The 25,203-nt window shown below is 73.3% G+C and carries 21 protein-coding genes and 1 pseudogene; 18 read left to right on the top strand and 4 right to left on the bottom strand.

Features of this window, described 5'->3' with window-relative positions:
- Both BA175_RS29920 and BA175_RS22760 read left to right on the top strand, forming a co-directional pair.
- A pseudogene (locus BA175_RS29920) lies at positions 1 to 825 on the top strand (glycine betaine ABC transporter substrate-binding protein); the annotation flags it as partial.
- Between the two features lie 171 nt (positions 826 to 996).
- A complete protein-coding gene (locus tag BA175_RS22760) occupies positions 997 to 1,881 on the top strand; it encodes a LysR family transcriptional regulator (RefSeq protein WP_254667971.1) in 885 nt (294 codons plus the stop codon).
- Between the two features lie 251 nt (positions 1,882 to 2,132).
- Here BA175_RS22760 and BA175_RS22755 read toward each other — a convergent pair whose 3' ends face one another.
- Both BA175_RS22755 and BA175_RS22750 read right to left on the bottom strand, forming a co-directional pair.
- On the bottom strand, positions 2,133 to 2,840 hold the full coding sequence (locus BA175_RS22755) for a gamma-glutamyl-gamma-aminobutyrate hydrolase family protein (protein WP_069173713.1): 708 nt from the start codon (positions 2,838 to 2,840) through the stop codon (positions 2,133 to 2,135).
- A gap of 112 nt (positions 2,841 to 2,952) precedes the next feature.
- Positions 2,953 to 3,690, bottom strand: a complete 738-nt coding sequence (locus BA175_RS22750; RefSeq protein WP_069173353.1) for a FadR/GntR family transcriptional regulator — start codon at positions 3,688 to 3,690, stop codon at positions 2,953 to 2,955.
- A 70-nt stretch (positions 3,691 to 3,760) separates the two neighbouring features.
- Between BA175_RS22750 and BA175_RS22745 the strand changes: the two genes are divergently transcribed.
- From BA175_RS22745 to BA175_RS22730, 4 genes are read left to right on the top strand one after another with little or no spacing between them, the layout of a single operon-like run.
- On the top strand, positions 3,761 to 5,122 hold the full coding sequence (locus BA175_RS22745; protein ID WP_069173352.1) for a glutamine synthetase family protein: 1,362 nt from the start codon (positions 3,761 to 3,763) through the stop codon (positions 5,120 to 5,122).
- An 8-nt stretch (positions 5,123 to 5,130) separates the two neighbouring features.
- Positions 5,131 to 6,495: an aldehyde dehydrogenase family protein gene (locus BA175_RS22740; RefSeq protein WP_069173351.1), complete on the top strand. Its 1,365-nt coding sequence runs from the start codon at positions 5,131 to 5,133 to the stop codon at positions 6,493 to 6,495.
- A gap of 4 nt (positions 6,496 to 6,499) precedes the next feature.
- Positions 6,500 to 7,288 carry a 3-oxoacyl-ACP reductase gene (locus tag BA175_RS22735; protein WP_069173350.1) on the top strand — a complete coding sequence of 263 codons (789 nt, stop codon included), beginning with the start codon at positions 6,500 to 6,502 and terminating at the stop codon, positions 7,286 to 7,288.
- 23 nt (positions 7,289 to 7,311) lie between these two features.
- A complete protein-coding gene (locus BA175_RS22730) occupies positions 7,312 to 8,250 on the top strand; it encodes a DUF2510 domain-containing protein (RefSeq protein WP_069173349.1) in 939 nt (312 codons plus the stop codon).
- A 72-nt stretch (positions 8,251 to 8,322) separates the two neighbouring features.
- Here the strand turns inward: BA175_RS22730 and BA175_RS22725 are convergent, their stop codons facing one another.
- Complete coding sequence (locus BA175_RS22725; RefSeq protein WP_069173348.1) at positions 8,323 to 9,525, bottom strand: amino acid deaminase/aldolase; 1,203 nt, start codon at positions 9,523 to 9,525, stop codon at positions 8,323 to 8,325.
- Between the two features lie 987 nt (positions 9,526 to 10,512).
- On the opposite strand from BA175_RS22725, the gene BA175_RS22720 reads away from it, so the two are divergent.
- The 3 genes from BA175_RS22720 (at position 10,513) to BA175_RS22710 (ending at position 13,782) form a co-directional block, all read left to right on the top strand.
- Complete coding sequence (locus tag BA175_RS22720) at positions 10,513 to 11,418, top strand: hypothetical protein (protein ID WP_069173712.1); 906 nt, start codon at positions 10,513 to 10,515, stop codon at positions 11,416 to 11,418.
- Positions 11,415 to 12,632: a type VII secretion-associated serine protease mycosin gene (mycP, locus tag BA175_RS22715; protein ID WP_069173347.1), complete on the top strand. Its 1,218-nt coding sequence runs from the start codon at positions 11,415 to 11,417 to the stop codon at positions 12,630 to 12,632. The genes BA175_RS22720 and mycP overlap by 4 nt, the downstream gene beginning before the upstream one ends.
- Before the next feature lie 421 nt (positions 12,633 to 13,053).
- Positions 13,054 to 13,782, top strand: a complete 729-nt coding sequence (locus tag BA175_RS22710; RefSeq protein WP_069173346.1) for an SseB family protein — start codon at positions 13,054 to 13,056, stop codon at positions 13,780 to 13,782.
- 387 nt (positions 13,783 to 14,169) lie between these two features.
- Here BA175_RS22710 and BA175_RS22705 read toward each other — a convergent pair whose 3' ends face one another.
- Entirely contained in the window at positions 14,170 to 14,535 is a 366-nt protein-coding gene (locus BA175_RS22705) for a DUF1844 domain-containing protein (protein WP_069173345.1), read from the bottom strand.
- A 391-nt stretch (positions 14,536 to 14,926) separates the two neighbouring features.
- Here BA175_RS22705 and infC point away from each other — a divergent pair, with 391 nt between their 5' ends.
- The 9 genes from infC to BA175_RS22660 all read left to right on the top strand — a co-directional run bounded on the left by infC (position 14,927) and on the right by BA175_RS22660 (position 25,149).
- Positions 14,927 to 15,589, top strand: a complete 663-nt coding sequence (gene infC, locus BA175_RS22700; protein ID WP_079159782.1) for a translation initiation factor IF-3 — start codon at positions 14,927 to 14,929, stop codon at positions 15,587 to 15,589.
- 120 nt (positions 15,590 to 15,709) lie between these two features.
- Entirely contained in the window at positions 15,710 to 15,904 is a 195-nt protein-coding gene (gene rpmI, locus BA175_RS22695; protein ID WP_014044927.1) for a 50S ribosomal protein L35, read from the top strand.
- A gap of 106 nt (positions 15,905 to 16,010) precedes the next feature.
- Positions 16,011 to 16,394 carry a 50S ribosomal protein L20 gene (rplT, locus tag BA175_RS22690; protein WP_003970214.1) on the top strand — a complete coding sequence of 128 codons (384 nt, stop codon included), beginning with the start codon at positions 16,011 to 16,013 and terminating at the stop codon, positions 16,392 to 16,394.
- A 157-nt stretch (positions 16,395 to 16,551) separates the two neighbouring features.
- A complete protein-coding gene (locus BA175_RS22685; RefSeq protein ID WP_069173343.1) occupies positions 16,552 to 17,391 on the top strand; it encodes a TrmH family RNA methyltransferase in 840 nt (279 codons plus the stop codon).
- A gap of 475 nt (positions 17,392 to 17,866) precedes the next feature.
- Entirely contained in the window at positions 17,867 to 19,021 is a 1,155-nt protein-coding gene (locus BA175_RS22680) for a sensor histidine kinase (protein ID WP_069173342.1), read from the top strand.
- A 167-nt stretch (positions 19,022 to 19,188) separates the two neighbouring features.
- On the top strand, positions 19,189 to 20,316 hold the full coding sequence (pheS, locus tag BA175_RS22675; protein WP_069173341.1) for a phenylalanine--tRNA ligase subunit alpha: 1,128 nt from the start codon (positions 19,189 to 19,191) through the stop codon (positions 20,314 to 20,316).
- Positions 20,316 to 22,829 carry a phenylalanine--tRNA ligase subunit beta gene (pheT, locus tag BA175_RS22670; protein WP_069173340.1) on the top strand — a complete coding sequence of 838 codons (2,514 nt, stop codon included), beginning with the start codon at positions 20,316 to 20,318 and terminating at the stop codon, positions 22,827 to 22,829. The genes pheS and pheT overlap by 1 nt, the downstream gene beginning before the upstream one ends.
- Before the next feature lie 361 nt (positions 22,830 to 23,190).
- A complete protein-coding gene (locus BA175_RS22665) occupies positions 23,191 to 24,531 on the top strand; it encodes a transcriptional regulator (protein WP_069173339.1) in 1,341 nt (446 codons plus the stop codon).
- Between the two features lie 87 nt (positions 24,532 to 24,618).
- Positions 24,619 to 25,149, top strand: a complete 531-nt coding sequence (locus tag BA175_RS22660; RefSeq protein WP_069173338.1) for an NUDIX domain-containing protein — start codon at positions 24,619 to 24,621, stop codon at positions 25,147 to 25,149.
- The last annotated feature ends 54 nt before the right edge of the window (positions 25,150 to 25,203 follow it).

The following is a 25,203-nucleotide window of genomic DNA, read 5'->3' as shown; positions in this document are numbered from 1 at the left end:
GCGCCTGGGGCAAGGGCGAGCAGATCCACACGGTCGCCCACAAGGGCTTCGCCGAGAAGGCCCCCGCCGTCTCGCGCTGGCTGAAGAACTTCAAGCTCACCGAGAAGCAGCTGACGGGCCTGGAGAACAGCATCCAGGAAGCCGGTCAGGGCAAGGAGCAGGACGGCGTACGCGCCTGGCTGAAGGCGAACCCCGGGCTCGTCGACAAGCTGGCTCCGGTCCCCGGCGGGGCCGGCGGCACACAGCAGGGCAAGGACGCGGGCAAGACCGTCAACATGGGCTACTTCCCGTGGGACGAGGCCATCGCCTCGACATACCTCTGGCAGAACGTGCTGGAGGACCGGGGCTACCGGACCACTGTCAAGCAGCTCGACCCGGGCCCGCTCTACACCGGTCTCGCGCAGGGGCAGATGGACGTCCAGTTCGACTCCTGGCTGCCCACCACGCACAAGGACTACTGGAACCGGTACAAGGACAACCTGACCGATCTCGGTTCGTGGTACGGGCCGACCTCGCTGGAGCTGACGGTTCCCTCGTACGTCAAGGGCATCGACTCGCTGGCGGATCTCAAGGGCCAGGGGAAGAAGTTCAACGGCAAGATCATCGGCATCGAGTCGAGCGCCGGGATGATGGGCACCCTCAACGACAAGGTGCTCAAGGCGTACGGCCTGGAGGGCGAGTACAAGGTCGTCTCCTCCAGCACGTCCTCGATGCTCGCCGAGCTGAACGCCTCCATCAAGAAGAAGGAGCCGGTCGTGGTGACCCTGTGGTCGCCGCACTGGGCCTACGGGAAGCACGACCTGAAGAAGCTCGAGGACCCCAAGGNCCGATCCCTCGTCCCCGTCCGCCCCCGCCGACGTGTCCCCGCCCGCCCCCGCCGACGTGTCCCCGCCCGCGCGCGCCGAGGTGTCCCCGTCCGCGTCTGCCGCCGCGCCGTCCGCACCTCCCGACGCGTCCCCGTCCGCGCTGCAGCACCGGGTGCCCGATCTGGGCGCGATGGTCCTTCTGCTGTCGGTCGCCCGGCACGGCAGCCTGGGCCGTGCCGCCCGGGAGGTGGGGATCACCCAGCCCGCCGCCTCCAGCCGCATCCGGTCGATGGAACGGCAGCTCGGTGTCGCGCTCCTGGACCGTTCGCCGCGCGGCTCACGGCTCACCGACGCCGGGGCCCTCGTCACCGACTGGGCGCGCAAGGTCGTCGAGGCCGCCGAAGCCTTCGACGCGGGAGCGCAGGCGCTCCGTGACCGCCGCGACTCCCGGCTGCGGGTGGTGGCCAGCATGACAATCGCGGAGTACCTGATGCCCGGCTGGCTGATCGCCCTGCGCGCGGGCCGTCCGGACACGGCCGTCTCCCTGCTCGCCGGGAACTCCTCCGACGTCGCCCGGCGGCTGCTCGCGGGTGAGGCCGATCTGGGGTTCGTCGAGGGGCTGTCCGTACCGGAAGGGCTCGACGGCACCGTCATCGCGCACGACCGGCTGGTCGTCGTGGTGGCCCCCTCCCACCCGTGGGCCGGCCGGCAGACCCGCCTGACGCCGGGAGAGCTCGCCGCGACCCCCCTCGTCCTGCGTGAGCACGGCTCGGGCACCCGTCAGGTCCTGGGCGCCGCGCTCGCGGTGCACGGCGGACTGGCACGCCCCTTGCTCGAACTCTCCTCGACGACCGCCGTCAAGGGCGCGGCGGAGAGCGGGGCGGGCCCCTGCGTCCTGAGCGAACTGGCCCTCGGTGAAGAACTCTCCGCCCGGCGCCTGGTCAAGATCCCGGTCGAGGGGGTGCGGCTGCGGCGCCAACTGCGCGCCGTCTGGCCCGCCGGGCACCGCCCGACGGGCCCGGCCCGCGACCTGCTGTCGCTGACCGTCCGTCCCGCGGACCCGGCACGCGGCTGAGGCGCGGGACGCGGGACGGTGGCGTCGGCGGCCGGTGACCGGACGGGCACCCCCAGGCCCCCGGCCGCCGGGTCCCCGTCCCGCCCGACGGGCCCGGCCCGCGACCTGCTGTCGCTGACCGTCCGTCCCGCGGACCCGGCACGCGGCTGGGACGCGGGATGGTGGGCGTCCGCGGCGAGTGTCCGGCACGGGGACCCGCAGGACCCCCGGCCCCCGGCCCCCGGGCCCCGTACCCGCCGGGCCACAGGCCGTCAGGCCACCCCGGCCCGGGCGCGGGCCGCGTCCACGAGCGCCCGCGTGATCCGCAGGTCGTCACCCATCTCCGGGTGCCACTGCACGCCCAGCACCCACGGGGCGCCCGGCAGTTCGATCGCCTCCACCGTGCCGTCCGCCGCGTGCGCGGACACCACCAGACCCGGCGCGAGCCGGTCCACGGCCTGGTGGTGGTAGGTCGGAACGGACGCCTCCCCGGGCACCAGTGAGGCGTACAGCGTGCCCGGGACCGGTGTCACGGTGTGCTCGCCGAGGACCCCCGCCTTGCCGAACGGGCCCGCGTGGCCGTCCAGGTGCTGGATCAGGGTCCCGCCCAGCGCCACGTTGAGCAGCTGCATGCCCCGGCAGATGCCGAGCACCGGGATACCCGCCTCCCTCGCCGCGCGGAGCAGGGCGACCTCCCACGCGTCGCGCTCGTGCGCGGGCGGGCCGGTCCTGAAGTCGCGCTCCGCGCCGTACAGCCCGGGATCGACGTCCGCCCCGCCTGCGATGACGAGACCGTCCAGCCGGGCCACCACGTCCGCGGCGCGCTCCGGGGCGTCCGGCGGCAGGAGGGCCGCCAGGCCGCCGGAGCGCTGGACCAGCCGCGGATACGCGGAGGGGAGCACCGCCGCGGGAAGTTCCCAGACGCCCCAGCGAGCCGCCGGCTCCAGATAGGTCGTGACGCCGATGAGCGGTTCGTGCATGGTGCGGTCCCTCCGGCGGCCGGTCTGCGGACCGGCCCGGTGCAATGGTGTTACGCCATACCTTTGTTCGTACCGAGCCGCAGCGCAAGAGCGATGATCCGGAAGAGCGGGTTCAAGCCAGGAAGCCCCGGAGCAGCGCGGCCGTTCCCGCGCAGTGCTCGCGCATCACCGCCCGGGCGGCCTCCTCGTCCCCGTCGAACACCGCCCCGACGAGCGCGGTGTGCTGATGCTGCGAGTGTTCCAGGTTCCGTACCAGCAGGGGGATGCAGTCCAGCAGGTCGTTGACGCTCGCCCGGACCGCCGCGTACCGGGCGGCGAGGGAGGGGGAGCCGGAGAGTTCGGCGAGCGTCAGGTGGAAGAGGGTGTCGATCCTGCGGTAGTCGGGCAGAGGTGCCTCGTGTGTCGCCGCCAGAGCCGTCCGCAGCCGCTCCGCCCCCTCGTCGTCCAGACCGCGCGACGCGCACAGCCCCGCCGCGCCCGTCTCCAGGACCTCGCGGAACAGCAGGACGTCCTCGATGCCGGTGTCCGCCACCCGGCGGCGCAGCTCGCCGTCGTCGGCCGGCCCGGTCCGGGGGAGCACGAACGTGCCCCCGTACCGTCCGCGTCTGGCCTCCACGACCTTCTGGTCCTGGAGCACCTTCAGCACCTCGCGCAGAGTCACCCGGCTGATCCCGAGGAGCGCGGCCAGTTCGCGTTCGGCCGGCAGCCGTCCGCCCGCAGGCACCAGCCCGAGCCTGACCACCTGCAGGATCTGCTCCAGGGCCTCCTCGAAGCCGTTGCCCGCGCGGACCGGCCGCAGCGCCGGCAGCAGGGGGCCGGGGAACCCGGGCTCCCCGGTCTCTTCCGCCACGTCCCGATTCCCTTCCCCCCAATGGTTTTCTCCCATACCTTAGACCGGCTGACCGAACGAGGAGCATCCCGTGGCAGACCGAACAGCCCCGCTGGGGACCGACGAGTTACGCGTGCTCGTGGAGCGCGGTGAGATCGACACCGTCGTCCTGGCCTTCCCCGACATGCAGGGCCGGCTGCAGGGCAAACGGTTCGCGGCCTCCTTCTTCCTGGACGAGGTGCTCGAACACGGCACGGAGGGCTGCAACTACCTGCTCGCCGTCGACACGGACATGAACACCGTCGACGGGTTCGCCATGTCCTCCTGGTCCGACGGTTACGGCGACTTCGCGATGCGCGCGGACCTCACGACCCTGCGCCGGATCCCCTGGCACGACGGGACGGCCCTGGTCATGGCCGACCTCGCCTGGGAGGACGGCTCGCCGGTCGTCGCCGCGCCCCGCCAGATCCTCCGGAGGCAGCTGGAGCGGCTCGCCGCGCACGGGCTGACCGCCCACGTCGGCACCGAGCTGGAGTTCATCGTCTTCAAGGACACCTATGAGCAGGCATGGGACCGCAACTACCGCGGTCTCACACCGGCCAACCAGTACAACATCGACTACTCCGTCCTCGGCACCGGCCGCATCGAACCGCTGCTGCGCCGCATCCGCAACGACATGGCGGCGGCCGGCCTCACCGTCGAGTCCGCCAAGGGCGAGTGCAATCCGGGCCAGCACGAGATCGTCTTCCGGTACGACGAAGCGCTCGTCACCTGCGACCAGCACGCCGTCTACAAGACCGGCTCCAAGGAGATCGCCGCCCAGGAGGGTGTCTCCCTCACCTTCATGGCGAAGTTCAACGAGCGCGAGGGTAACTCCTGCCACATCCACCTCTCCCTCCAGGACGCCGACGGGCGGAGCGTCATGGCGGGCACGGACGGCGCGATGTCCCCCCTGATGCGGCACTTCCTCGCCGGCCAGCTCGCCGCCCTGCGCGACTTCTCCCTGCTCTACGCGCCGAACATCAACTCCTACAAGCGCTTCCAGCCCGGCTCCTTCGCCCCGACCGCCGTCGCCTGGGGGCACGACAACCGCACCTGCGCGCTGCGGGTCGTGGGCCACGGCCGCTCGATGCGCTTCGAGAACCGGTTGCCCGGCGGGGACGTCAACCCGTACCTGGCGGTCGCCGGCCTCGTCGCCGCCGGGCTCCACGGCATCGAGCACGAACTGGAGCTGCCCGAGGCGTGCGAGGGCAACGCCTACACCGCCGGGTACGACCGGGTCCCCACCACGCTCCGCGAGGCCGCCGGACTCTGGGAGAACAGCGAGGTGGCCCGCGAGGCCTTCGGTGACGAGGTCGTCGCCCACTACCGCAACATGGCCCGCGTCGAACTGGAGGCCTTCGACGCCGCGGTGACCGACTGGGAGCTCCGCCGCTCCTTCGAACGCCTGTGAGGCACCCCGTGATCCACGAACACCGCGTCCTGAACCCGGCGACCGAGGAACTCGTCGCCACCGTCCCCGCCACCACCGCCGCAGAGGTCGCCGCCGCCGTCACCCGTGCCACCGCCGCCCAGCGCACCTGGGCGGCCCTGGCACCCGCCGACCGGGCCCGGCTGCTGCGCCGCTTCGCCGTCCTCGTCGACGAGCACGCCGAACGGCTGGCCCGGCTGGAGGTCGCCGAGGCGGGCCACACCCTGGGCAACGCCCGCTGGGAAGCGGCCAACGTCCGCGACCTGCTCGACTACGCGGCCGGGGGAGTGGAGCGCCTGACAGGACGTCAGATCCCCGTGCCCGGCGGCATCGACCTCACCCTCCTGGAACCGCTCGGCGTCGTCGGCGTGATCGCCCCCTGGAACTTCCCCATGCCGATCGCCGCCTGGGGCACCGCCCCCGCGCTCGCCGCCGGGAACGCCGTCATCCTCAAGCCGGCCGAGACCACTCCCCTCACCGCACTGGAGCTGGCCCGCCTCGCCCTCGACGCGGGCCTGCCCGAGCACCTCTTCCAAGTGCTCCCGGGTGCGGGGGACGTGGCGGGCGCCGCCCTGGTCGAACACCCCGGGGTCGCCAAGATCGTCTTCACCGGCTCCACCCACGTCGGCAAGCAGATCATGACCCGGTGCGCCGGCCAGGTGAAGCGGCTGACCCTGGAACTCGGCGGGAAGAGCCCCAACATCGTCTTCGCCGACGCCGACATCGAGGCCGCCGCGGCCGCCGCACCGATGTCCTTCCTGGACAACACCGGCCAGGACTGCTGCGCCCGCACCCGCATCCTGGTCCAGCGCCCGGTGTACGACCGGTTCCTGGAACTCCTGGCCCCCGCCGTCGCCTCGGTCGTCGTCGGCGACCCCGGCGACGTGAAGACGCAGATGGGCCCACTGATCTCCCGTGCCCAGCTGGACCGGGTCCGCGCGTACGTCCCCGCTGCCGCCGCCAGGATCCGGGGCACCGCGCCCGACGGGCCGGGCTTCTGGTTCCCGCCGACCGTCCTCACCGACGTGGCCCCGGACGCGCCCGTCGCCACCGAGGAGGTCTTCGGCCCGGTCGCCGTCGTCCTGCCCTTCGAGGACGAGGCCGACGCCGTCCGGTTGGCCAACGCCACCGAGCACGGCCTGGCCGGCTCGCTCTGGACCCGTGACGTGGGCCGTGCCCTGCGGGTCGCCCAGGCTGTCCGCGCCGGGAACCTGTCGGTCAACTCCCACTCCGCCGTCCGGTACTGGACCCCGTTCGGCGGCTACAAGCAGTCCGGACTCGGCCGCGAACTGGGGCCCGACGCCCTCGTGGCCTTCACCGAAACCAAGAACGTCTTCATCGGCACGGAGGCCTGACGCCATGACCACCGACACCGGGAACATCTGCCGCCGCCTGACCGGCCGCACCGCCGTGATCACCGGCGCGGGCAGCGGCATCGGCCTCGCCACCGCCCGTAGACTCGCCTCGGAAGGAGCCCACGTCGTCTGCGGTGACATCGACGACGGGGCGGGCGCCGCGACGGCGGAGGAGGTGGGCGGCACCTTCGTGCACGTCGACGTCACCGACCCCGACCAGGTCGAGGCGCTCTTCGCGGCCGCCCACGACACCTACGGCTCCGTCGACATCGCGTTCAACAACGCCGGCATCTCACCGCCCGACGACGACTCCATCCTCACCACCGGACTCGACTCCTGGAAGCGCGTCCAGGACGTCAACCTCACCTCCGTCTACCTCTGCTGCAAGGCCGCGCTGCCGTACATGCGACGTCAGGGGCGTGGCTCCATCATCAACACCGCGTCGTTCGTGGCCCGGATGGGCGCGGCGACCTCGCAGATCTCGTACACCGCGTCCAAGGGCGGCGTGCTCGCGATGTCCCGCGAACTCGGCGTGCAGTTCGCCCGCGAGGGCATCCGGGTCAACGCCCTGTGCCCGGGGCCGGTCAACACCCCTTTGCTCCGGGAGCTGTTCGCCAAGGACCCGGAGCGTGCCGCCCGCAGGCTCGTGCACATCCCCCTCGGCCGGTTCGCCGAGCCGACGGAGATCGCGGCCGCGGTCGCCTTCCTGGCGAGCGACGACTCCTCGTTCGTCAACGCCACGGACTTCCTGGTCGACGGCGGTATCTCGGGGGCGTACGTGACCCCGCTGTAGGCCCGCTCCCTACAGTGGACGGCATGAGCGACGCGACACCGCCCGGCTGGTACCCGGACACGCACGTGCACGGCACCGAGCGCTGGTGGGACGGGTCCGCCTGGACCGGGTACACCAGGCCGTCCGACGTCCCCCAGCCGCCGGTGCCCGGGCCGCGGACCGTTCCGTACGCCTCCGCCACGCCCGGCCGCCGTGCCCCCGGCCGTAGGACGACGGTGCTCGCGGTCACCGCGGCCGCGCTGGCGCTCGCCGGCGCCGCCGTGACCGGCGTCGTGGTGCTGGGCGGCGGTGACAGGGAGGGGCAGCCGGGCGCCGCGCCCACCCCGCCGCCGGCCGCCGTGGGCACCGGGAGCGCGCGCACGCCCTCGCCGGCGGAGGGGCCGGCGGACGACCCGAGGGTGCTGACCGACCAGCTCGACGGCATCACCCTGCGGGTCCCGGACGGCTGGGAGAAGCCGGAGAACGCCCTCGACGACGCCCCGACCATGCGTACGGTCGGGTCCTTCACCTGCCCCGGAGACTCCGGGAGCTTCTGCCACCACGGGACGGTGACCGCCCGTACCGCGACCGGCACGGACCTCGCCTCCATGAGGGCACTGGCCGAGGAGGACATCGGGACCGCGGCTGGCCTGGCCTACGAGGAGAACGTGGTCGGCGAGCGTACCCACGGCGGCATCAGGTCCCACAGGGAACTGGCGTCCGAGTCCGTGAGCGTCGCCGGGCGCACCGGGTACCTCGTGCGGTGGCAGGTCACCACCGGCCGGGGCCCGGGCGGCTACGTGCAGTCGCTGGTCTTCCCCTCCGCGGTGGGCAGCGAGACGCCGGTCATCGTGCGCTTCGCGTTCGACGCGGGCCGGGAGGAGCTGCCGCTGTCCCTGATGGACACCATCACCCGCGGCATCCGCCCGATCGGTGACAGCGCCACCGGCGGGGGCGTCGGCAACACCGTGGGGCCCGGATAAGGGGAGCGGTCACCGCCGGGGAGCCGCGACGGTGGTGACCGGGGTCCTTCCCGGCTGCCGGGCCGGAGGCCCCTACAGGAACGTACGGCCCTCGCCCCGGTACGTCGGTACGGTGGCCGTGATCCGGTCGCCCTCGATCAGCAGCAACTCGTCGAAACGCTCGCACAACTCACCGGCCTTGGCGTGCCGGAACCACACCTTGTCCCCGATCAGCAGGTCGTCGGCCGGTGCGCCCAGCAACGGTGTCTGCACCTCCCCGGGGCCCTCCATCGCGTCGTAGCGCAACCCCTCGGGCAGATACGGGACCGGGAGCCGGTCCTTGCCGGCCGCCCCGGACGCCGGATAGCCGCCGCCGAGCACCGTCACCACCCCCACGCCCGGCCGCCGGACCACCGGCTGGGCGAACAGCGCGGCCGGCCGGCCTCTGAACGACGTGTAGTTGTCGAACAGCCTCGGTACGTACAGCCCCGACCCGGCCGCGATCTCCGTCACCGCGTCCTCGGCGGCGGTGTGCTGCACACTGCCGGTACCGCCGCCGTTCACGAACTCCAGGTCGGGCGCCACGGCCCGCACCGCCCGTACGACCGCGGCCCGCCGGGCCACCAGCTCCTTGCGGGCCGCCGACTGCATCAGCCGGATCCCCCGTGACCGCAGCGGCCGGCCCGCGACCGCGTCGCCGACCCCCGCCACGTGGCCCTCGTACGCCATCAGCCCCACCAGCCGGAAGCCCGGCCTGCGCCCCACCGATCGGGCCAGGTCGGCCAGTTGGGCGGGGGAGCGCAGCGGGGAGCGCAGGGCGCCGACCCTGACCCGGCCGCCCAGCAGCCGCAGCGAGGTGTCCAGCTCCAGGCAGACCCGGATCTCCTCGGTCCCGCCGGCCCGTGACGCGTCGATCAGTTCCAGCTGTGCGGGGTCGTCCACCATCACGGTCACGGCCGCAGCCAGTTCCGGGTCGGCGGCAAGCTCGGCGTAGGCGGTCCGGTCGGCCGACGGATAGGCGAGCAGGACGTCGCCGAAGCCGGCCCGGGCCAGCCAGAGCGACTCGGCGAGGGTGAACGACATGATCCCGGCGAACCCCGGCCGCGCGACCACCCGCTCCAGCAGGGCACGGCAGCGCACCGACTTGCTCGCCACCCGGATCGGCTTCCCGCCCGCCCGGCGCACCAGGTCGTCGGCGTTGGCGTCGAAGGCCTCCAGGTCGACGACGGCCACGGGGGCATCGAGGTGGGCGGTGGCCCGGTCGTAGCGGGCCCGGTCGGCGGCGCGGGCAGTCATGGCGGCAGCTTGCCAGACGGCCCTACTCCTGGGTAGGGGGACGTTCGGTGCAGATCCCCCGGTGGCCCCCGTCCTGTTCCCACGGCGTGCACCGCACCCCGTAGAGTGACGGCACGCGGATGACCGGAGGACCTGTCCGGAACGGTGATCCACGGGCGGTGCGGGGACGTGTGACCAGGGGGCCGGATGAGTACCGAAGCGCAGCGCGCTCCTGTGCCGCCCCGCCCGGCCGTTCCGCCCGCCGTCGTCCCGCCCCGGACGCCCACCGCGCCCGCCCCGCCGACGGAGCCCGCGCGGCGGACCGCGCCCGGCACCGGCCCCGCAGAGGACACAGCGGCAGTCCCCACGACGCAGACGTCGGGCACGGCGGCACCTGCGGCCGACCCGTCAGCCGCGACCTCTCCGGCCTCGCCTCCCGCCGGGCACCGGCCTCCGGCCGCATCTGCTGCGACGCCTCCGGCCGCGCCTCCTGCGGCGCCTCGGCCTCCGGCCGTACCTGCCGCGACGCCTCCGGCCTCGCCTGCCGCCGGATACCGGCCGCCGACTGCACCCAGCGCGCAGGCCACACCGGCCACACCGCCTCCGGCCTCGACGCAGGCCGTATCCGGCTCCGGCTCCGCACGGGACACGGCGACCGGCTCCACGGCGTGGGTGAAAGGGCCGTCGGGACCCGTGGCGGGCCCGACGGCATCGGCAGGCCCGGCGCTTCGGCCACCGGTTTCGCCCGCGGTGGGGCACCGGCCCCCGGCCGCACCACCGGTCTCCTCGCCCGGGCCGCTCCCGCCCGTCGCGTCCCCGCCACCGACCTCCCCACCGGTGTCGGCGCCACCCGTGTCGGCTCCGCCCGCGGAGACGACCAGGCGCCTGCGCGCCCTGACGCCCCTCGCGCGCCACCCCGCCTCCACGCCGCCCGCCGGCCACGGCGCCTCCACGTCGCCCGCGCGCCAGGGCGCCCCCGCGCCCCAGGCCCGTCCCGGGACCCCGACGGTGCCGCCGCCCGCCGCCACCAGGCGGCGGCCCGTCGGCGCGGTCGACCTCACCCCGCGTCCCGGCGCGACTCCCGCGCCGCCCGGCGCGTACTACGGGTACGCCGAGACGCCCGCCGAGACCACCACCCGGCTGCGCCCCGTCAGGACCCGGCACCCCGCCCGTACCGCGGCCGCCGCGGCCTGCCTCGTGCTCGGTCTCGGGCTGATCGGCGGAGCCGTCACCGGCAGCTGGCTCACCGGTGACTCCGCGGCTGATCCGGTGGCCCGTAGCGCGTACACCGTGGGCCGCTCCGCCTGGCACAGCGTCCCCGTCGACACCCTCTTCCCCCGCACCCTCAAGGGCGACGGAGCGGGGCCGGGCGCCGCCGACCGCGTCTGGACCCGGATCGCCGTGGCCGCCGACAGCGACTGCGCGGCAGGCCTGGACCCCTTGCTCCTGAAGACGCTGCGGCCGGTGGGCTGCGAACGCCTGGTGCGGGCCACCTACACCGACGCCACCCGCAGCAGCGTCACCACCGTGGGCCTCGTCTTCACCGTGGCGGACACCGAGGCGATGACCGCGCTCGACGCCCGCTTCACCCGGCAGCACCTCGACCGGCGGACCGACCTGATGCCCCGCGCCTATCCGGCGAAGGGCACCGCCGCCGCGGAGTTCGGTGACCGGCAGCGGGCCAGCTGGACCGTCCACGTCCTGACCGAGGTACCCGTCGTCGTCTTCTCCGTCTCCGGCTTCGCCGACGGCCGCCCCGTAGCCGAACCCCAGCCCGCCGCCGAGGCGATGGCGGACGGCGCCACGACAGCCCCGGCGCAGGCCGGACTCGGCCACGAGGCGAAGGGCGTGGCCGACCGGGTGGAGCGCGCGCTGCGCAGGACCGTCACCGACCTCACGGAGAAGCCGGGATGACCCGCGTACGGCGGCTTCGCGCCGTCACCGCCCTGGCCACGGCCACCGCGTTCACGCTGCTTCCGGCCCTGCCGGCCCACGCCGACGCCATACGGGACCAGCAGTGGGGCCTGGAGGCGATGCACACGGACCGGGCCTGGCAGACCACCCGGGGCGAGGGCATCACCGTCGCCGTCCTGGACACCGGCGTGGACGGCAGCCACCCCGATCTCGCGGGTCAGGTGCTCCCCGGCAAGGACCTCATCGGCTTCGGCGCCGGACGGGGCGACCGCTCCTGGGCCCTGCACGGCACCGCCATGGCCGGCATCATCGCGGGCCACGGCAGCGGCCCGGGTCGCGAGGAGGGGGTGCTCGGTGTCGCCCCCGGAGCGAAGATCCTTCCCGTACGGGTGATCCTCGAGTCCGACGACCCGTCCCGCGACCGGGCCCGCACGTCCCGCGGCACCGCCCTCGCCGACGGTATCCGCTGGGCCACCGACCAGGGCGCCGACGTCATCAACCTCTCCCTCGGCGACGACAGCGAGTCGGCCCATCCGGAGCCCGGCGAGGACGCCGCCGTCCAGTACGCCCTGAGCAAGGGCGTCTCGGTCGTCGCCTCCGCCGGCAACAGCGGGGACAAGGGCGACCACGTCTCCTACCCCGCCGCCTACCCGGGGGTGATCGCCGTCGCCGCCGTCGACAAGTACGGCACGCACGCCGCGTTCTCCACCCGCCGGTGGTACGCCACGGTCAGCGCGCCCGGCGTCGACATCGTGGTCGCCAATCCCGACCGGCACTACTACATCGAGTGGGGCACCTCCGCCGCATCGGCGTTCGTCTCGGGCGCCGTCGCCCTCGTACGCGCCGCGCACCCCGGGCTCTCGCCCGCCCGGATCAAGACGCTCCTCGCGGAGACCGCCCGGAACTCCCCCGCCGGCGGACGCGACGACGCCCGGGGCTACGGGCTGGTCGACCCCGCGGCGGCGATCGAGAGCGGGGCGAAGCTGCGGCCCGGCGACCTGGGTGCCACGTCCGCCACCGGCTACGGGAAGCAGTACTTCGGCCCGGGCCCGAGCCCGGAGCCGGAGGAGGAGCGCCCGGCCGGCTGGCTGGCCCCGACGGCCGGCGGGATCGGGGGACTCCTGCTGGCCGTGGCCGTGGTGCTGTGGCGCGGCAGGAGCAACCCCCGGCGTGAGAACAGCGCTCTCACCCCGGGCCTCACCGTACGTCCCTGACCCGCCCCGCCACCTGGTGCCTGGCTGCACCGGCCACCTGCCGCCCCCCGCCTCCTGATCACCCGGTCGCCGGACCACCGCCCGCCGGGGCACCCAGGACCCCGAGCCACCCACGCAACGTGACCACCCGGCCACCGGCGCCACCCGGGTCAATCGGCCAGCGGTCGCCGGACCCCGGACCACCGGGGTACCCGGACCAGCCGGTCCCGCCACCCGTCACCCTGGCCCGCGCTCCCTGTCCCCGGGCTCCCCGTCCCCGCGCCGACGTCACACCGGTCCGCCCGGACCACCCCGACACGGAACCGGACCACCCACCGGCGCGCGGGCTCCCCGATCGGGAACACAGTGGGGGAGCCCGGCCGAGGGCACCGGTGCCCGACCTCCCGCCGGTTCGGGAGAAGCGACCCACTACGCTCGTCGTGTGGCGCTCAAGAACATTCCGGACCCCGGTTTCTCCGACGACGACGGCACGGCCGCTCCCGAGCTCACGGCCGCCCTGGCCGCCTGGGCGCAGGACCGCACGGCCGTCGGCCCCGTCCTCACGGCGCTCCGCGGGGCCCGGCTGCTCGTCCCCGTCGTCGCCGTCCTCGGCGAGGTGGAGGAGGACGAGAACGGGCTGCGCCGCGAGAAGACCAGCGACATGGCCGTACCCACCCTCCAGGCCGGAGACCGGCGCGCCCTGCCCGCCTTCACCTCCACCGCCTCGCTGGCCCTCTGGGACCCGCAGGCCCGCCCCGTCGCCGTCCCCCTGCACCAGGCCCTGCAGGCGGCAGCCCACGAGAAGGCGGACACCGTGGTGCTCGACCTGGCGGGCCCCGTCGCGTTCGAGCTGACCGGGCCCGCGCTGCTGGCCCTGGCGGAGAACCGCGCCAGCACGGACCCGCTCGACGACCCGGCGGTCGTCGAGGCCGTACGGCAGGTGGTCGCCGCGGAACCCGCGGTGGTCCGCGCCCATCTCGGCCCCGGTCGCGCCGACGGCACCGTAGCCCTGGTCCTTGCCCCGGACGTGGTGCCGGCCGAGGCCGCCCGGCGGGTCGCCGAGGCGCTGTCGGCCAGTGAGGTGCTCCGGGCCAGGCTCGTACGGGGCATCGATCTGGCCCTGCTGCCGGCCGGGGCCGACGCCCCGGGCGAGCCGCTGTTCAGCCGCTGACGCACGGCGGCCCGCCGCCCGAGGCCAGGCGGCGGGCCACGCCAGGTGCCACAGGGGCCGGGATCCAAGGCGAAGCCCCGGGCGGGGGAGCCGTGCAGGACCGCACCCCAGGAAGGTCTCCCGCCCCATGCCGTCGGCGCGTTGCTGGGATCGCACGGAACGCACCGGACGCCGCCGGACCGTCCCCCGGTGGGACGGCGCTACGTTCGACAGGGGCGCCCCTCCCCGGGCCGTCCCGCCTTACCGCTGGATCGTCGTGCGGGGGACGTGGTGGGTGCGTCACGCGGCGGAGCGACGTCCGTGTTCCGGACGTGTGGGGACGTTCGACCGACGCGGCGAGGTGCCGCAGCGGTCGTCGCGCGGCCGCCGGGACCCGCGGGACAGCCCTCAGCCGTAGACGGGGCCCGTGTACTTCTCCCCGGGCCCCTTCCCCGGCTCGTCGGGGACGAGCGAAGCCTCGCGGAACGCCAGCTGGAGCGACTTCAGGCCGTCGCGCAGGGGGGAGGCGTGGAAGGTGCTGATCTCCGTGGCGCTCGCGTCGAGCAGCCCGGCCAGGGCCTGGACCAGCTTGCGGGCCTCGTCGAGGTCCTTGTGCTGCTCGCCCTCCTCGGTCAGCCCGAGCTTCACGGCTGCCGCGCTCATCAGGTTGACCGCGACGGTCACGATCACCTCGACCGCGGGGACCTCCGCGATGTCGCGGGCCATGGCGTCGAAGCCGGGGTTCTCGGTGCTGGGGGTGGGCGCGTCACTCATGCCCCACACGATAAGGCCAGGCCGCACCCCTCCCTTCCGCGGGAGCCGGTGAGGCCGGGGGATTAGCGCCCGCGCGGGCAGGCTGCTAACCTTGTGTAACGACCGGCCGGACACCTATGTGCTCGGCCCACAAGTGGAGGCTCCGATCTCCCACCTGACCGTCCTCCGGGACGGCGGGTCACCGGTCAGGTGGCGCCCATCGTTCCGTACGGACGATCGGAGCCGCCCGATGCGCCCCGCGGTTGCACGCGACGGTGTTCCGGTATTTCCAGGAGCCCCGCCTGTGTCCCGTCCGGGGCATTTTTCGTCTCCCGGCTCGGTTGGTCCCTACACAAACAGACGTTACGCGGCTGTCCGCCAGGCGGTCGCGTGGTGCTACCGAGGAGGATCCATCAGCGCCGAGCCCCGCATCAACGACCGGATTCGCGTTCCCGAGGTGCGACTTGTCGGTCCCAGCGGCGAGCAGGTCGGGATTGTTCCGCTTGCCAAGGCCCTGGAGCTCGCACAGGAGTACGACCTCGACCTGGTCGAGGTGGCGGCGACAGCCCGTCCCCCCGTGTGCAAGCTCATGGACTACGGGAAGTTCAAGTACGAGTCGGCCATGAAGGCCCGTGAGGCGCGCAAGAACCAGGCGCACACGGTCATCAAGGAAATGAAGCTCCGGCCGAAGATCGACCCGCACGACTACGACACCAAGAAGGGTCACGTCGTCCGGTTCCTCAAGCAGGGGGACAAGGTCAAGATCACGATCATGTTCCGCGGCCGTGAGCAGTCCCGCCCCGAGCTGGGCTTCCGACTGCTCCAGCGTCTCGCTTCGGACGTCGAGGACCTCGGCTTCATCGAGTCCAACCCGAAGCAGGACGGCCGGAACATGATCATGGTTCTGGGCCCGCACAAGAAGAAGACCGAAGCCATGGCCGAAGCCCGCGAGGCCCAGGCCGCCCGTAAGGCGGAGCGTCAGGGTTCCACCCACGACGCCGAGTCCCACGGGGACGCTGCCCAGGCTCCCGCCGAGGCCGCCGAGGCTCCGGCCGAGACACCTTCCGAGGCGTGACCTCCGGGGGCCGCCATCCAGGCGCCCCCGGGTCCCTCGGGAGCCACCCAAAGATCTGACGCCCCTGCAGTCCGGTGCCCGCACCGCGAGGGGCGCCACCGACGAGGAGATAACGGCGCGATGCCGAAGAACAAGACGCACAGCGGTGCCAGCAAGCGCTTCAAGATCACCGGATCCGGCAAGGTGCTTCGCGAGAAGGCCGGCAAGCGCCACCTGCTCGAGCACAAGTCGTCCAAGAAGACCCGCTCGCTGACCGGTACGACCGTCGTGGCTCCGGCCGACGCCAAGAAGATCAAGAAGCTTCTCGGCAAGTGAGGACGCGGCCTCCGGTGACACCGGAGGCGCGCCCTCGACCAGGCCGGGCCCCATTCGTTTCCGGGTCGTGTGAGTCCGACCACGACCCCGCTGCAAGGAGTTAAAAGTGGCACGCGTCAAGCGGGCAGTAAACGCCCACAAGAAGCGCCGGGCGATCCTCGAGGCCGCCAGCGGTTACCGCGGTCAGCGCTCGCGCCTGTACCGCAAGGCCAAGGAGCAGGTCACCCACTCCCTGGTCTACAACTACAACGACCGCAAGAAGCGCAAGGGCGACTTCCGTCAGCTCTGGATCCAGCGCATCAACGCGGCCGCCCGCCAGAACGGCATGACGTACAACCGCCTCATCCAGGGTCTGAAGGCCGCCAACATCGAGGTGGACCGCAAGATCCTGGCCGAGCTCGCGGTCAACGACGCCAACGCGTTCGCCGCGCTCGTCGAGGTCGCCCAGAAGGCCCTCCCGAGCGACGTCAACGCCCCGAAGGCCGCCTGATCCAGGCAGGACTTCCAGCGTTCCGAACCGGACCCGCAGGCGCGCCGTCTGCGGGTCCGGTGCGTTGCACGACGTCGCCGCGTACGTGCGTAGTCAGCCGTACGCGGATCAACGTACGCAGAGAATCAGAGTTACGCAGAGAGGCTCGCCGCCGACCATGGCCACCCCCGAACTGATCTCCGCGCGATCGCCGCGTGTCGCCGCCGCACGCAGGCTGGCCCGGCGCAACTTCCGCGGCAAGGAGCGCAGGTTCATCGCCGAGGGGCCGCAGGCCGTGCGGGAGGCCGCCGGGCACCGGGGCAGCGACGGGCAGCCCACCCTCACCGAGCTCTTCGCCACCGTCGAGGCGGCCGAGCGGTACGCCGCCATCATCGACGCGGCCCGTGCCGCGGGGGCCCGCGTGCACCTCGCCGACGCCGACGTCCTGGCCGAGGTCTCGCAGACGGTCACCCCGCAGGGCCTCATCGGTGTCTGCCGCTTCCTGGACTCGCCCTTCGAGGACATCCTCGCCGCGAAGCCCACCCTGGTCGCCGTCCTCGCCCACGTACGCGACCCCGGGAACGCCGGCACGGTGCTGCGCTGCGCGGACGCCGCCGGCGCGGACGCCGTGGTGCTGACCGACGCGTCCGTCGACCTCTACAACCCCAAGTCGGTCCGCGCCTCCGTCGGTTCGCTCTTCCACCTTCCGGTGGCCGTCGGCGTACCCGTCGAGCAGGCCGTGCGCGGACTGCGCGCCGCCGGCGTGCGCATCCTCGCGGCCGACGGCGCCGGCGACGACGACCTCGACGACGAGCTCGACGCGGCCACCATGGGAGGGCCCACCGCCTGGGTCTTCGGCAACGAGGCCTGGGGGCTGCCGGAAGAGACCAGGGCGCTGGCCGACGCGGTGGTCCGGGTCCCGATCCACGGCAAGGCGGAAAGCCTCAATCTCGCCACCGCCGCCGCCGTGTGCCTGTACGCCTCCGCACGGGCCCAGCGCCCGCGTCCCACGGCCTGAGAGCCTGTCGGCTGACATCCGACCGAGCGGCCACGCCCCGGCACGCACGCTTCCCGCGTTGCCGAAACGCCCACGAAAGGGCTGTCCCGCACTTCCCGGCGGACGTGCGACGACAGCTACGGCACCTCGCCGCGTTGTCGGAACGTCCCCATACATCCAGTATGCGGACGTCCCTCCGCCTTGCGATGCCCCGCGTCTGACGCCGCACGCTGATCCACCGGGAATTGCGGGACAGCCCTTAGCTCCGCTACGAGCGCCTTCCGGCGTCTTGGGATCGCACGCACCGGACCGCGTCCGCTTTCCGGTCGCAGGTCAGCAGACAGGCTCCGAGCCGCCCCCGCAGCGGCACCCCACCGGCCGGTACCGGCCACACCGGCCGGGGCGCGCCCGCAGGGTGTCGCTCGCCGGGCGGCGCCTAGTAGGGTGACGAACTCGGGGGCCCACTGCACCGGTTCGAGAGGTGGGGTACGGGAAGATGGCTGTCAGCATGAGCACGCCGGGTCACACACACACGGCGGCCGTGCGCGCCACCACCGACGGGGACGGCGAGGACCAGGACACCGGCGACACGGCGACGGGCATCGGCCCGGACGACCTGCCCGACGGGCTCGTCGTCGCGGACGAGAACGGCCGGGTCGTCTGCTTCAACGCGGCCGCCGCGAGGATCACCGCCACGCCCCGCGCCGCAGCCCTCGGCCGCTCCCTGGAACACGCGCTGCCCCTGGAGGACCTCAAGGGCCGGCGCTGGTGGGCCGTGACCGACCCGTACGGCGGGCTCGCCACCCGCGTCGGCCAGCCCGAGCGCAATCTGCTGCTCCCCGGCGGCCGCGAGGTCCTCGTCTCCGCGCGCTACGTACGCGACACGCCGACCGGGCCGGTCCGCCGGCTCGTCGTCTCGCTGCGCGGCACCGAGGCCCGCCGCCGCACGGAACGCAGCCACGCCGAGCTGATCGCCACCGTCGCCCACGAGCTGCGCTCCCCGCTGACCTCGGTCAAGGGGTTCACCGCGACGCTGCTGGCCAAGTGGGAGAGGTTCACCGACGACCAGAAGCGGCTCATGCTGGAGACGGTCGACGCCGACGCCAACCGTGTCAACCGGCTGATCGCCGAACTGCTCGACATCTCCCGCATCGACTCCGGCCGGCTGGAGCTGCGGCGCCAGCCCGTGGACATCTCCGCCGCGGTCGAGCGCCACATCCAGGCACTCACCGCCGTCGGCCAGGCCCCCGACCGCTTCCTCGTCCGCACCCGGCAGCCCCTGCCGGGGCTCTGGGCCGACCCGGACAAAGTGGACCAGGTCCTGGGCAACCTCCTGGAAAACGCGGTGCGCCACGGCGAGGGAACCGTCACCATCGAGATCGCCCCCGCGCCCGCACCGGGCAAGAGCGACGAGAAGGGAACGGCGGTCACCGTGAGCGACGAAGGTCCCGGCATCCCCGAGGAGTCGATGGGCCGCGTCTTCACCCGCTTCTGGCGGGGGAGCAAGCGCGGTGGGACCGGCCTGGGCCTGTACATCGTCAAGGGCATCGTCGAGGCGCACGGCGGCACCATCACCGTGGACCGGGGTCCCGGAGGTGGAGCCGAATTCAGGTTCGTCCTGCCCGTGAGCATGCCGGCCTTCATGAAATAAGGGGTTTCGCGCAGCGAATCGGACGGGGCGGCGGCGGGCGACGGGAGGGCCCGGGCCGCCCACGGGCGTCTTCGCCTCCCGGCGGCCGTAGACTCGACTTTTGGCACCTTTGCGTCCTCAGTCGTCGAACCAGGGTCGCCACCAGCCAATCGGAAGCACGGGAAGAGATGTCGGCACCGAACAAGTCGTACGACCCAGTCGAGGTCGAGGCACTGAAACCGGAAGAGATCGAGCGCATGCGGGACGAGGCGTTCGCCGCCTTCGCCGCCGCCGGCGACCTCGAGGCGCTCGCCCAGGCGAAGACCGCGCACACCGGTGGTACCTCGCCCCTGTCGCTCGCCAACCGGGAGATCGGCGCCCTGCCGCCGCAGGCCAAGGCCGAGGCGGGCAAGCGCGTGGGCCAGGCCCGCGGCGCCGTCTCCAAGGCGCTGGCGGCCCGCCAGGCGGAGCTCGAGGCCGAGCGTGACGCCCGGGTGCTGGTCGAGGAGGCGGTGGACGTCACTCTGCCCTACGACCGCACACCGGCCGGCGCGCGCCACCCCCTGACGACCATCATGGAGCGCGTCGCCGACGTCTTCGTCGCCATGGGCTACGAGATCGCGGAAGGCCCCGAGGCCGAGGCGGAGTGGTTCAACTTCGACGCCCTGAACTTCGTGCCCGACCACCCGGCGCGGCAGATGCAGGACACCTTCTTCGTCCAGGGCCCCGACGGCGCAGAGGGCGACGAGTCCGGTGTCGTGCTCCGCACGCACACCTCGCCGGTCCAGGCCCGCTCGCTGCTCAGCCGCAAGCCCCCCGTCTACGTGGTCTGCCCCGGCCGGGTCTACCGCACCGACGAGCTCGACGCCACGCACACCCCGGTCTTCCACCAGATCGAGCTGCTCGCCGTCGACGAGGGCCTCACCATGGCCGACCTCAAGGGCACCCTCGACCACATGGTCCAGGCACTTTTCGGCCCGGACATGAAGACCCGGCTGCGGCCGAACTTCTTCCCGTTCACCGAGCCGTCCGCCGAGATGGACATGGTCTGCTACGTCTGCCGCGGCGCGTCCGTCGGCAACCCCGACCGGCCCTGCCGCACCTGCGGCAGCGAGGGCTGGATCGAGCTCGGCGGCTGCGGCATGGTCAACCCCAAGGTGCTCGTCGCCTGCGGTGTGGACCCCGAGAAGTACAGCGGATTCGCCTTCGGGTTCGGCATCGAGCGGATGCTGATGTTCCGCCACAACGTCGAGGACATGCGAGACATGGTCGAGGGTGACGTCCGGTTCACCCGGCCGTTCGGGATGGAGATCTGATGCGCGTCCCGCTTTCCTGGCTGCGGGAATACGTCGACCTGCCGGCGACGGAGACGGGCCGTGACGTACAGGCCAAGCTCGTCTCCGTCGGCCTGGAGGTCGAGACCGTCGAGCAGACCGGCGCCGGCCTCAAGGGCCCGCTGGTCGTCGGACAGGTACTGACCATCGAGGAGCTGGAGGGCTTCAAGAAGCCCATCCGTTTCTGCACCGTCGACGTCGGCACGGCCAACGGCACCGGCGCGCCGCAGGAGATCGTCTGCGGCGCCCGCAACTTCTCCGTGGGCGACAAGGTCGTCGTGGTCCTCCCGGGCGCCGTGCTGCCCGGCGACTTCGCGATCGCCGCGCGCAAGACCTACGGCAAGACCTCGCACGGCATGATCTGCTCCACCGACGAACTCGGCATGGGCGACGACGGTACGCACGGCATCATCGTGCTGCCGCCCGAGTACGAGCCGGGCACCGACGCGATCGAGCTCCTCGAGCTGGTCGACGAGGTCCTCGACATCGCCGTCACGCCGGACCGCGGCTACTGCCTGTCGATGCGCGGCGTCGCCCGCGAGGCCGCCATCGCCTACGGCCTGCCGCTGCGCGACCCGGCACTCCTGGACGTGCCCGCGCCGAACGCGTTCGGCTACCCGGTGAAGGTGTCCGACCCGATCGGTTGCAGCCGGTTCACGGCGCGCACGGTCACCGGACTGCGCCCCGAGGCGCGTTCCCCGATCTGGATGCAGCGCCGCCTGCAGAAGGCCGGGATGCGCCCGATCTCGCTCGCCGTGGACATCACCAACTACGTGATGCTGGAGCTCGGCCAGCCGCTGCACGCCTACGACCGCACCCGGGTCGACGGGCCGATCGGCGTACGCCGCGCCGTGCAGGGCGAGAAGCTCACCACGCTCGACGGCGTCGTACGCGTCCTGGACGCCGCGGACCTCGTCATCACCGACGACCGCGGGCCGATCGGTCTCGCGGGCGTCATGGGCGGGGCGCACACGGAGATCGCCGACGTGCAGGCCGAGGAGTCCGGCACCACCGAGGTCGTCGTCGAGGCAGCCCACTTCGACGCCATCTCGATCGCCCGCACCGCACGCCGCCACAAGCTGTCCTCCGAGGCGTCCAAGCGCTTCGAGCGAGGCGTCGACCCGCAGGCCGCCGCCGCTGCCGCGCAGCGCACCGTCGACCTGCTGGTCCTGCTCGCCGGCGGTACCGCGGAGGCCGGCGTCACGGAGATCAGCGCCCCCTCCGCACCGCGCACCATCGCGATGCCCGCCGCCCACCCCGACCGGGTGGCCGGCGTCGAGTACGGCCGCGAGACCGTCGTACGCCGCCTCCAGGAGGTCGGCTGCGACGTCTACGGGCAGGACGAGCTGATCGTCACCGTGCCGTCCTGGCGCCCCGACCTGAGCGAGCCGAACGACCTGGCCGAGGAGGTCATCCGGCTGGAGGGGTACGAGAACCTCCCCTCCACCCTGCCGACGCCGCCCTCGGGCCGCGGGCTCACCGACCGGCAGCGGCTGCACCGCCGTATCGGCCGCGCCCTCGCCGGAGCCGGTTACGTCGAGTCGCTCAGCTACCCCTTCATCGGGGAGGCCGTCCTCGACCAGCTCGGCCTGGAGGAGGGCGACGCCCGCCGCCGTACGGTCACCCTCGTCAACCCGCTCTCGGACGAGGAGCCCTCGCTGCGCACCACGCTGCTGCCGGGCCTGCTCGGTTCCCTGCGGCGCAACGACGGACGGGGCAGCCACGACCTCGCGCTCTTCGAGACCGGGCTGGTCTTCCGGCCGACCGGCCACGAGACGAAGGCCGTACGCCTGCCCGTCGACCGGCGTCCGACCGACGAGGAGATCGCCGGTCTGGACGCGGCGCTGCCGCGCCAGCCCCGCCGGGCCGCGGTCGTCCTCGCGGGCGCCCGCGAGCAGGCCGGCTGGTGGGGCAAGGGCCGCCCCGCCGACTGGGCGGACTCCGTCGAGGCGGCGCGCACGATCGCCCGCGAGGCGGGCGTCGAACTGACCGTCCGCGCCGACCGGCACGCCCCCTGGCACCCGGGCCGCTGCGCGGCGCTCTACGTCACGGTCGACGGCGAGGAGACCCTCTTCGGGCACGCGGGCGAACTGCACCCGCGCGTCATCAAGGAGCTCCACCTGCCCGACCGGACCTGCGCCATGGAGGTCGAGCTCGACGTCCTGGAGCAGGCCGTCGACGGAGCCCTGCAGGCACCGCGGATCTCCACCTTCCCGGTGGCGACCCAGGACGTGGCCCTCGTCGTGGGTGCGGACGTACCCGCCGAGGCGGTGGAGAAGGCGCTGCGCGAAGGCGCCGGAGACCTGCTCGAATCGCTGCGGCTGTTCGACGTCTTCACCGGCGACCAGATCGGCGAGGACCGGAAGTCCCTGGCGTACGCCCTGCGGTTCCGTGCGCCCGACCGCACGCTGACCGTGGAGGAGGCCACCGCCGCCCGCGACGCCGCGGTCGCGCTGGCCGCCGAGCGCACCGGCGCGGTGCTGCGCGGCGCGTAGCCCGGCGGCGGAAGCCGATGAGGAGGGGCGTATCCGGCCACCGGATACGCCCCTTCCGTCTCGCCGGACGGCCCCGGGGACCGCACGCGCGCCCTCCTGTCATCGGCAGTGGGTCGTGCGGTCCGGCGCCGTCCGTACTGCCTCGGAGTGTCGGGCAGGTCGGCAGGACGGACGGCGCGGGAGCGGGTCGTCGACTGTACGAGGGGGAGCCGACGACCCGGCCGCCTCTTGCGAGGCACTTATTCAAGCCACCGGCGCCCCGGCGCGGCAGAGCGCACAGCGGTACGGTTCGGGCATTCCGTTCACACCCCGTGTGAATCGTGCTCCACTATGCTCATCGCGACACGCACATGGGGGGGCGATGGAGCCCAACGTCCTGCTCGAATCCCTGATCGACGAGGCGGGTGTGTCCCGTGCGGGGCTCGCCGGTCACGTCAACCAGGCAGGCCGTGCCCGCGGCCTGTGTCTGCGGTACGAACACACGGCGGTCTCCCGCTGGCTCAAGGGCCAGCGCCCGCGCGGGCAGGTGCCGGACCTGATCTGCGAGGTCCTCGGCGGCAGGCTGCGCCGGGCCGTCACGCTCGACGACATCGGCATGGGGACCTCCGGGACGCGCACGACCGCGCACGGTGCCACGCTCCCCGGTTTCGTCGAGCACGCCACCGCGCTGTGGCGCTCCGACGAACAGCGGCGCCCGCACCTGACCGCGTCCGCCGCCGTCACGGGCACGCCCGCGGTGATGCCCGTGTGGGAGTGGGAGAACCCGCCCGAGGACGCCGACGTGTCGCGCCCCGGCCCGTCCCGTGTGGGTCCGGCGGACATAGTGATGCTCCGCTCGGCCCGCGCCCACTACGAACAGATGTACCGGAAGGCGGGGGGCATCGCGACCAGATCCCGCATCGTCGGTTTCCTCAACGCGGAGACGGCACCGCTGCTGCGGGGCGGTTACGGCGACGCGACGGGCCGCAGGCTGCACCGCGCGGCCGGCGGTCTGGTGGCCGTCGCCGGCATCTGCGCCTACGACTCCGACGCGCACGGACTCGCCCAGCGCTACTTCCACCAGGCGCTGCGCCTCGCCAAGGCGAGCGGCGACCGGGGTTTCGGCGCCTACGTGATCGCCCTGCTGGTCAACCAGTCGCTGTTCCTGGCCGACTACCGCAGTTCCGTCGCCTTCGCCGAGGCGGCGCTGCGTGCGGCGGGCCCGCACATCACCCCCGCCCTGGCAGCCGACCTGTACGCGATGCAGGCCAAGGCGTACGCACGGCTCGGCGACCACGGTGGCGCCATGGAGCGCATCCGCCGGGCCGAGGCCGAGGCCGGGCGGATCCGTCCCGGACGTGAGCCGGACGAGACCGGCTACGTCCAGCCAGGGCTCGTCGACGTGCAGGTCGCCGAGGCCCTGCTCGGCCTGGGCGACCTGGCCGGGGCCAGGGAGCACGCCGCGGCGGCCGTACGCTCCCCGGCGCACGACCGGGGCAGGGTGCATCGGCTGGCCTTGCTCAGCCGTCTCGAACTGATGCAGGGAGAGGCGGACAAGGCGGCCCGCACAGCCTCGGAGATGGCCGAACTCGCCCGCGGTATGGAGTCCCGGCGGCTCCGGGACCGGCTGCGTTCGGTGCGCGATCTCCTGGCCGTGAGCGGCTGCGCCGAGGCCGAAGCGGCGGTGTCCCTGATCGACGGGGCACTGCGCGTGCCTCTGTGAGCTTCGTCCGCACCGCCACCACGCGTTCCCGTGCGGAGACGGCCCTGTTCCGATGATGCCATCGACCAGTCGGAAGGTGGCAGAACTGTGCAGTGGGCGAACTTGAACGAACAGGCTGTGTACGCGAATCGCTGGTTCCGGGTCAATCTGGCGGATGTCGTTCTCCCCGACGGCCGTCATCTCGACCACTTCGTCATCCGGCTCCGGCCCGTGGCTGCGGCCACCGTCGTCAACGAGGCCGACGAGGTGCTGCTGCTGTGGCGGCACCGGTTCATCACGGACAGCTGGGGATGGGAACTGGCGGCGGGCGTGGTCGAGGACGGTGAGGACGTCGCCGCCGCGGCCGCCCGGGAGATGGAGGAGGAGACCGGCTGGCGCCCCGGCGCGCTGAGTCCCCTGATGACCGCCGAGCCGGCCAACGGCCTCACCGACGCCCGCCACCACCTCTTCTGGGCGCGGGAGGCGACGTACACCGGCCCCCCGGCGGACGACTTCGAGTCCTCGCGCCGCGCGTGGGTACCGCTCGAGCTGGTGCCCGACATGATCGCGCGGGGGGAGGTACCGGCGGCCGCCATGGCGGCGGGCCTGCTGATGCTCCACCACCTGCGCCTGCGCTGAGCGGCGTACGCGCGACGGGGGCCGGCCGGGAGCTCCCCGGCCGGCCCCCGTCGC

This window comes from Streptomyces griseus (genome assembly GCF_001715295.1).
In the GTDB taxonomy this organism is placed as follows: domain Bacteria; phylum Actinomycetota; class Actinomycetes; order Streptomycetales; family Streptomycetaceae; genus Streptomyces; species Streptomyces griseus_G.
Note: the sequence above shows the minus strand (reverse complement) of the source record. Positions and strands in the feature narration are given on the sequence as shown.

Excerpts from the sequence above, each read along its gene's own strand:
- BA175_RS22755 (WP_069173713.1), bottom strand. The coding sequence starts at position 2,840 with ATGCACGAACCGCTCATCGGCGTCACGACCTATCTGGAGCCGGCGGCT.
- BA175_RS22685 (WP_069173343.1), top strand. The coding sequence starts at position 16,552 with ATGGCCACCCCCGAACTGATCTCCGCGCGATCGCCGCGTGTCGCCGCC.
- pheS (WP_069173341.1), top strand. The coding sequence starts at position 19,189 with ATGTCGGCACCGAACAAGTCGTACGACCCAGTCGAGGTCGAGGCACTG.
- BA175_RS22760 (WP_254667971.1), top strand. The coding sequence starts at position 997 with ATGGTCCTTCTGCTGTCGGTCGCCCGGCACGGCAGCCTGGGCCGTGCC.
- BA175_RS22725 (WP_069173348.1), bottom strand. The coding sequence starts at position 9,525 with ATGACTGCCCGCGCCGCCGACCGGGCCCGCTACGACCGGGCCACCGCC.
- BA175_RS22680 (WP_069173342.1), top strand. The coding sequence starts at position 17,867 with ATGGCTGTCAGCATGAGCACGCCGGGTCACACACACACGGCGGCCGTG.
- mycP (WP_069173347.1), top strand. The coding sequence starts at position 11,415 with ATGACCCGCGTACGGCGGCTTCGCGCCGTCACCGCCCTGGCCACGGCC.
- BA175_RS22665 (WP_069173339.1), top strand. The coding sequence starts at position 23,191 with ATGGAGCCCAACGTCCTGCTCGAATCCCTGATCGACGAGGCGGGTGTG.
- BA175_RS22705 (WP_069173345.1), bottom strand. The coding sequence starts at position 14,535 with ATGAGTGACGCGCCCACCCCCAGCACCGAGAACCCCGGCTTCGACGCC.
- pheT (WP_069173340.1), top strand. The coding sequence starts at position 20,316 with ATGCGCGTCCCGCTTTCCTGGCTGCGGGAATACGTCGACCTGCCGGCG.
- BA175_RS22730 (WP_069173349.1), top strand. The coding sequence starts at position 7,312 with ATGAGCGACGCGACACCGCCCGGCTGGTACCCGGACACGCACGTGCAC.
- BA175_RS22735 (WP_069173350.1), top strand. The coding sequence starts at position 6,500 with ATGACCACCGACACCGGGAACATCTGCCGCCGCCTGACCGGCCGCACC.
- rpmI (WP_014044927.1), top strand. The coding sequence starts at position 15,710 with ATGCCGAAGAACAAGACGCACAGCGGTGCCAGCAAGCGCTTCAAGATC.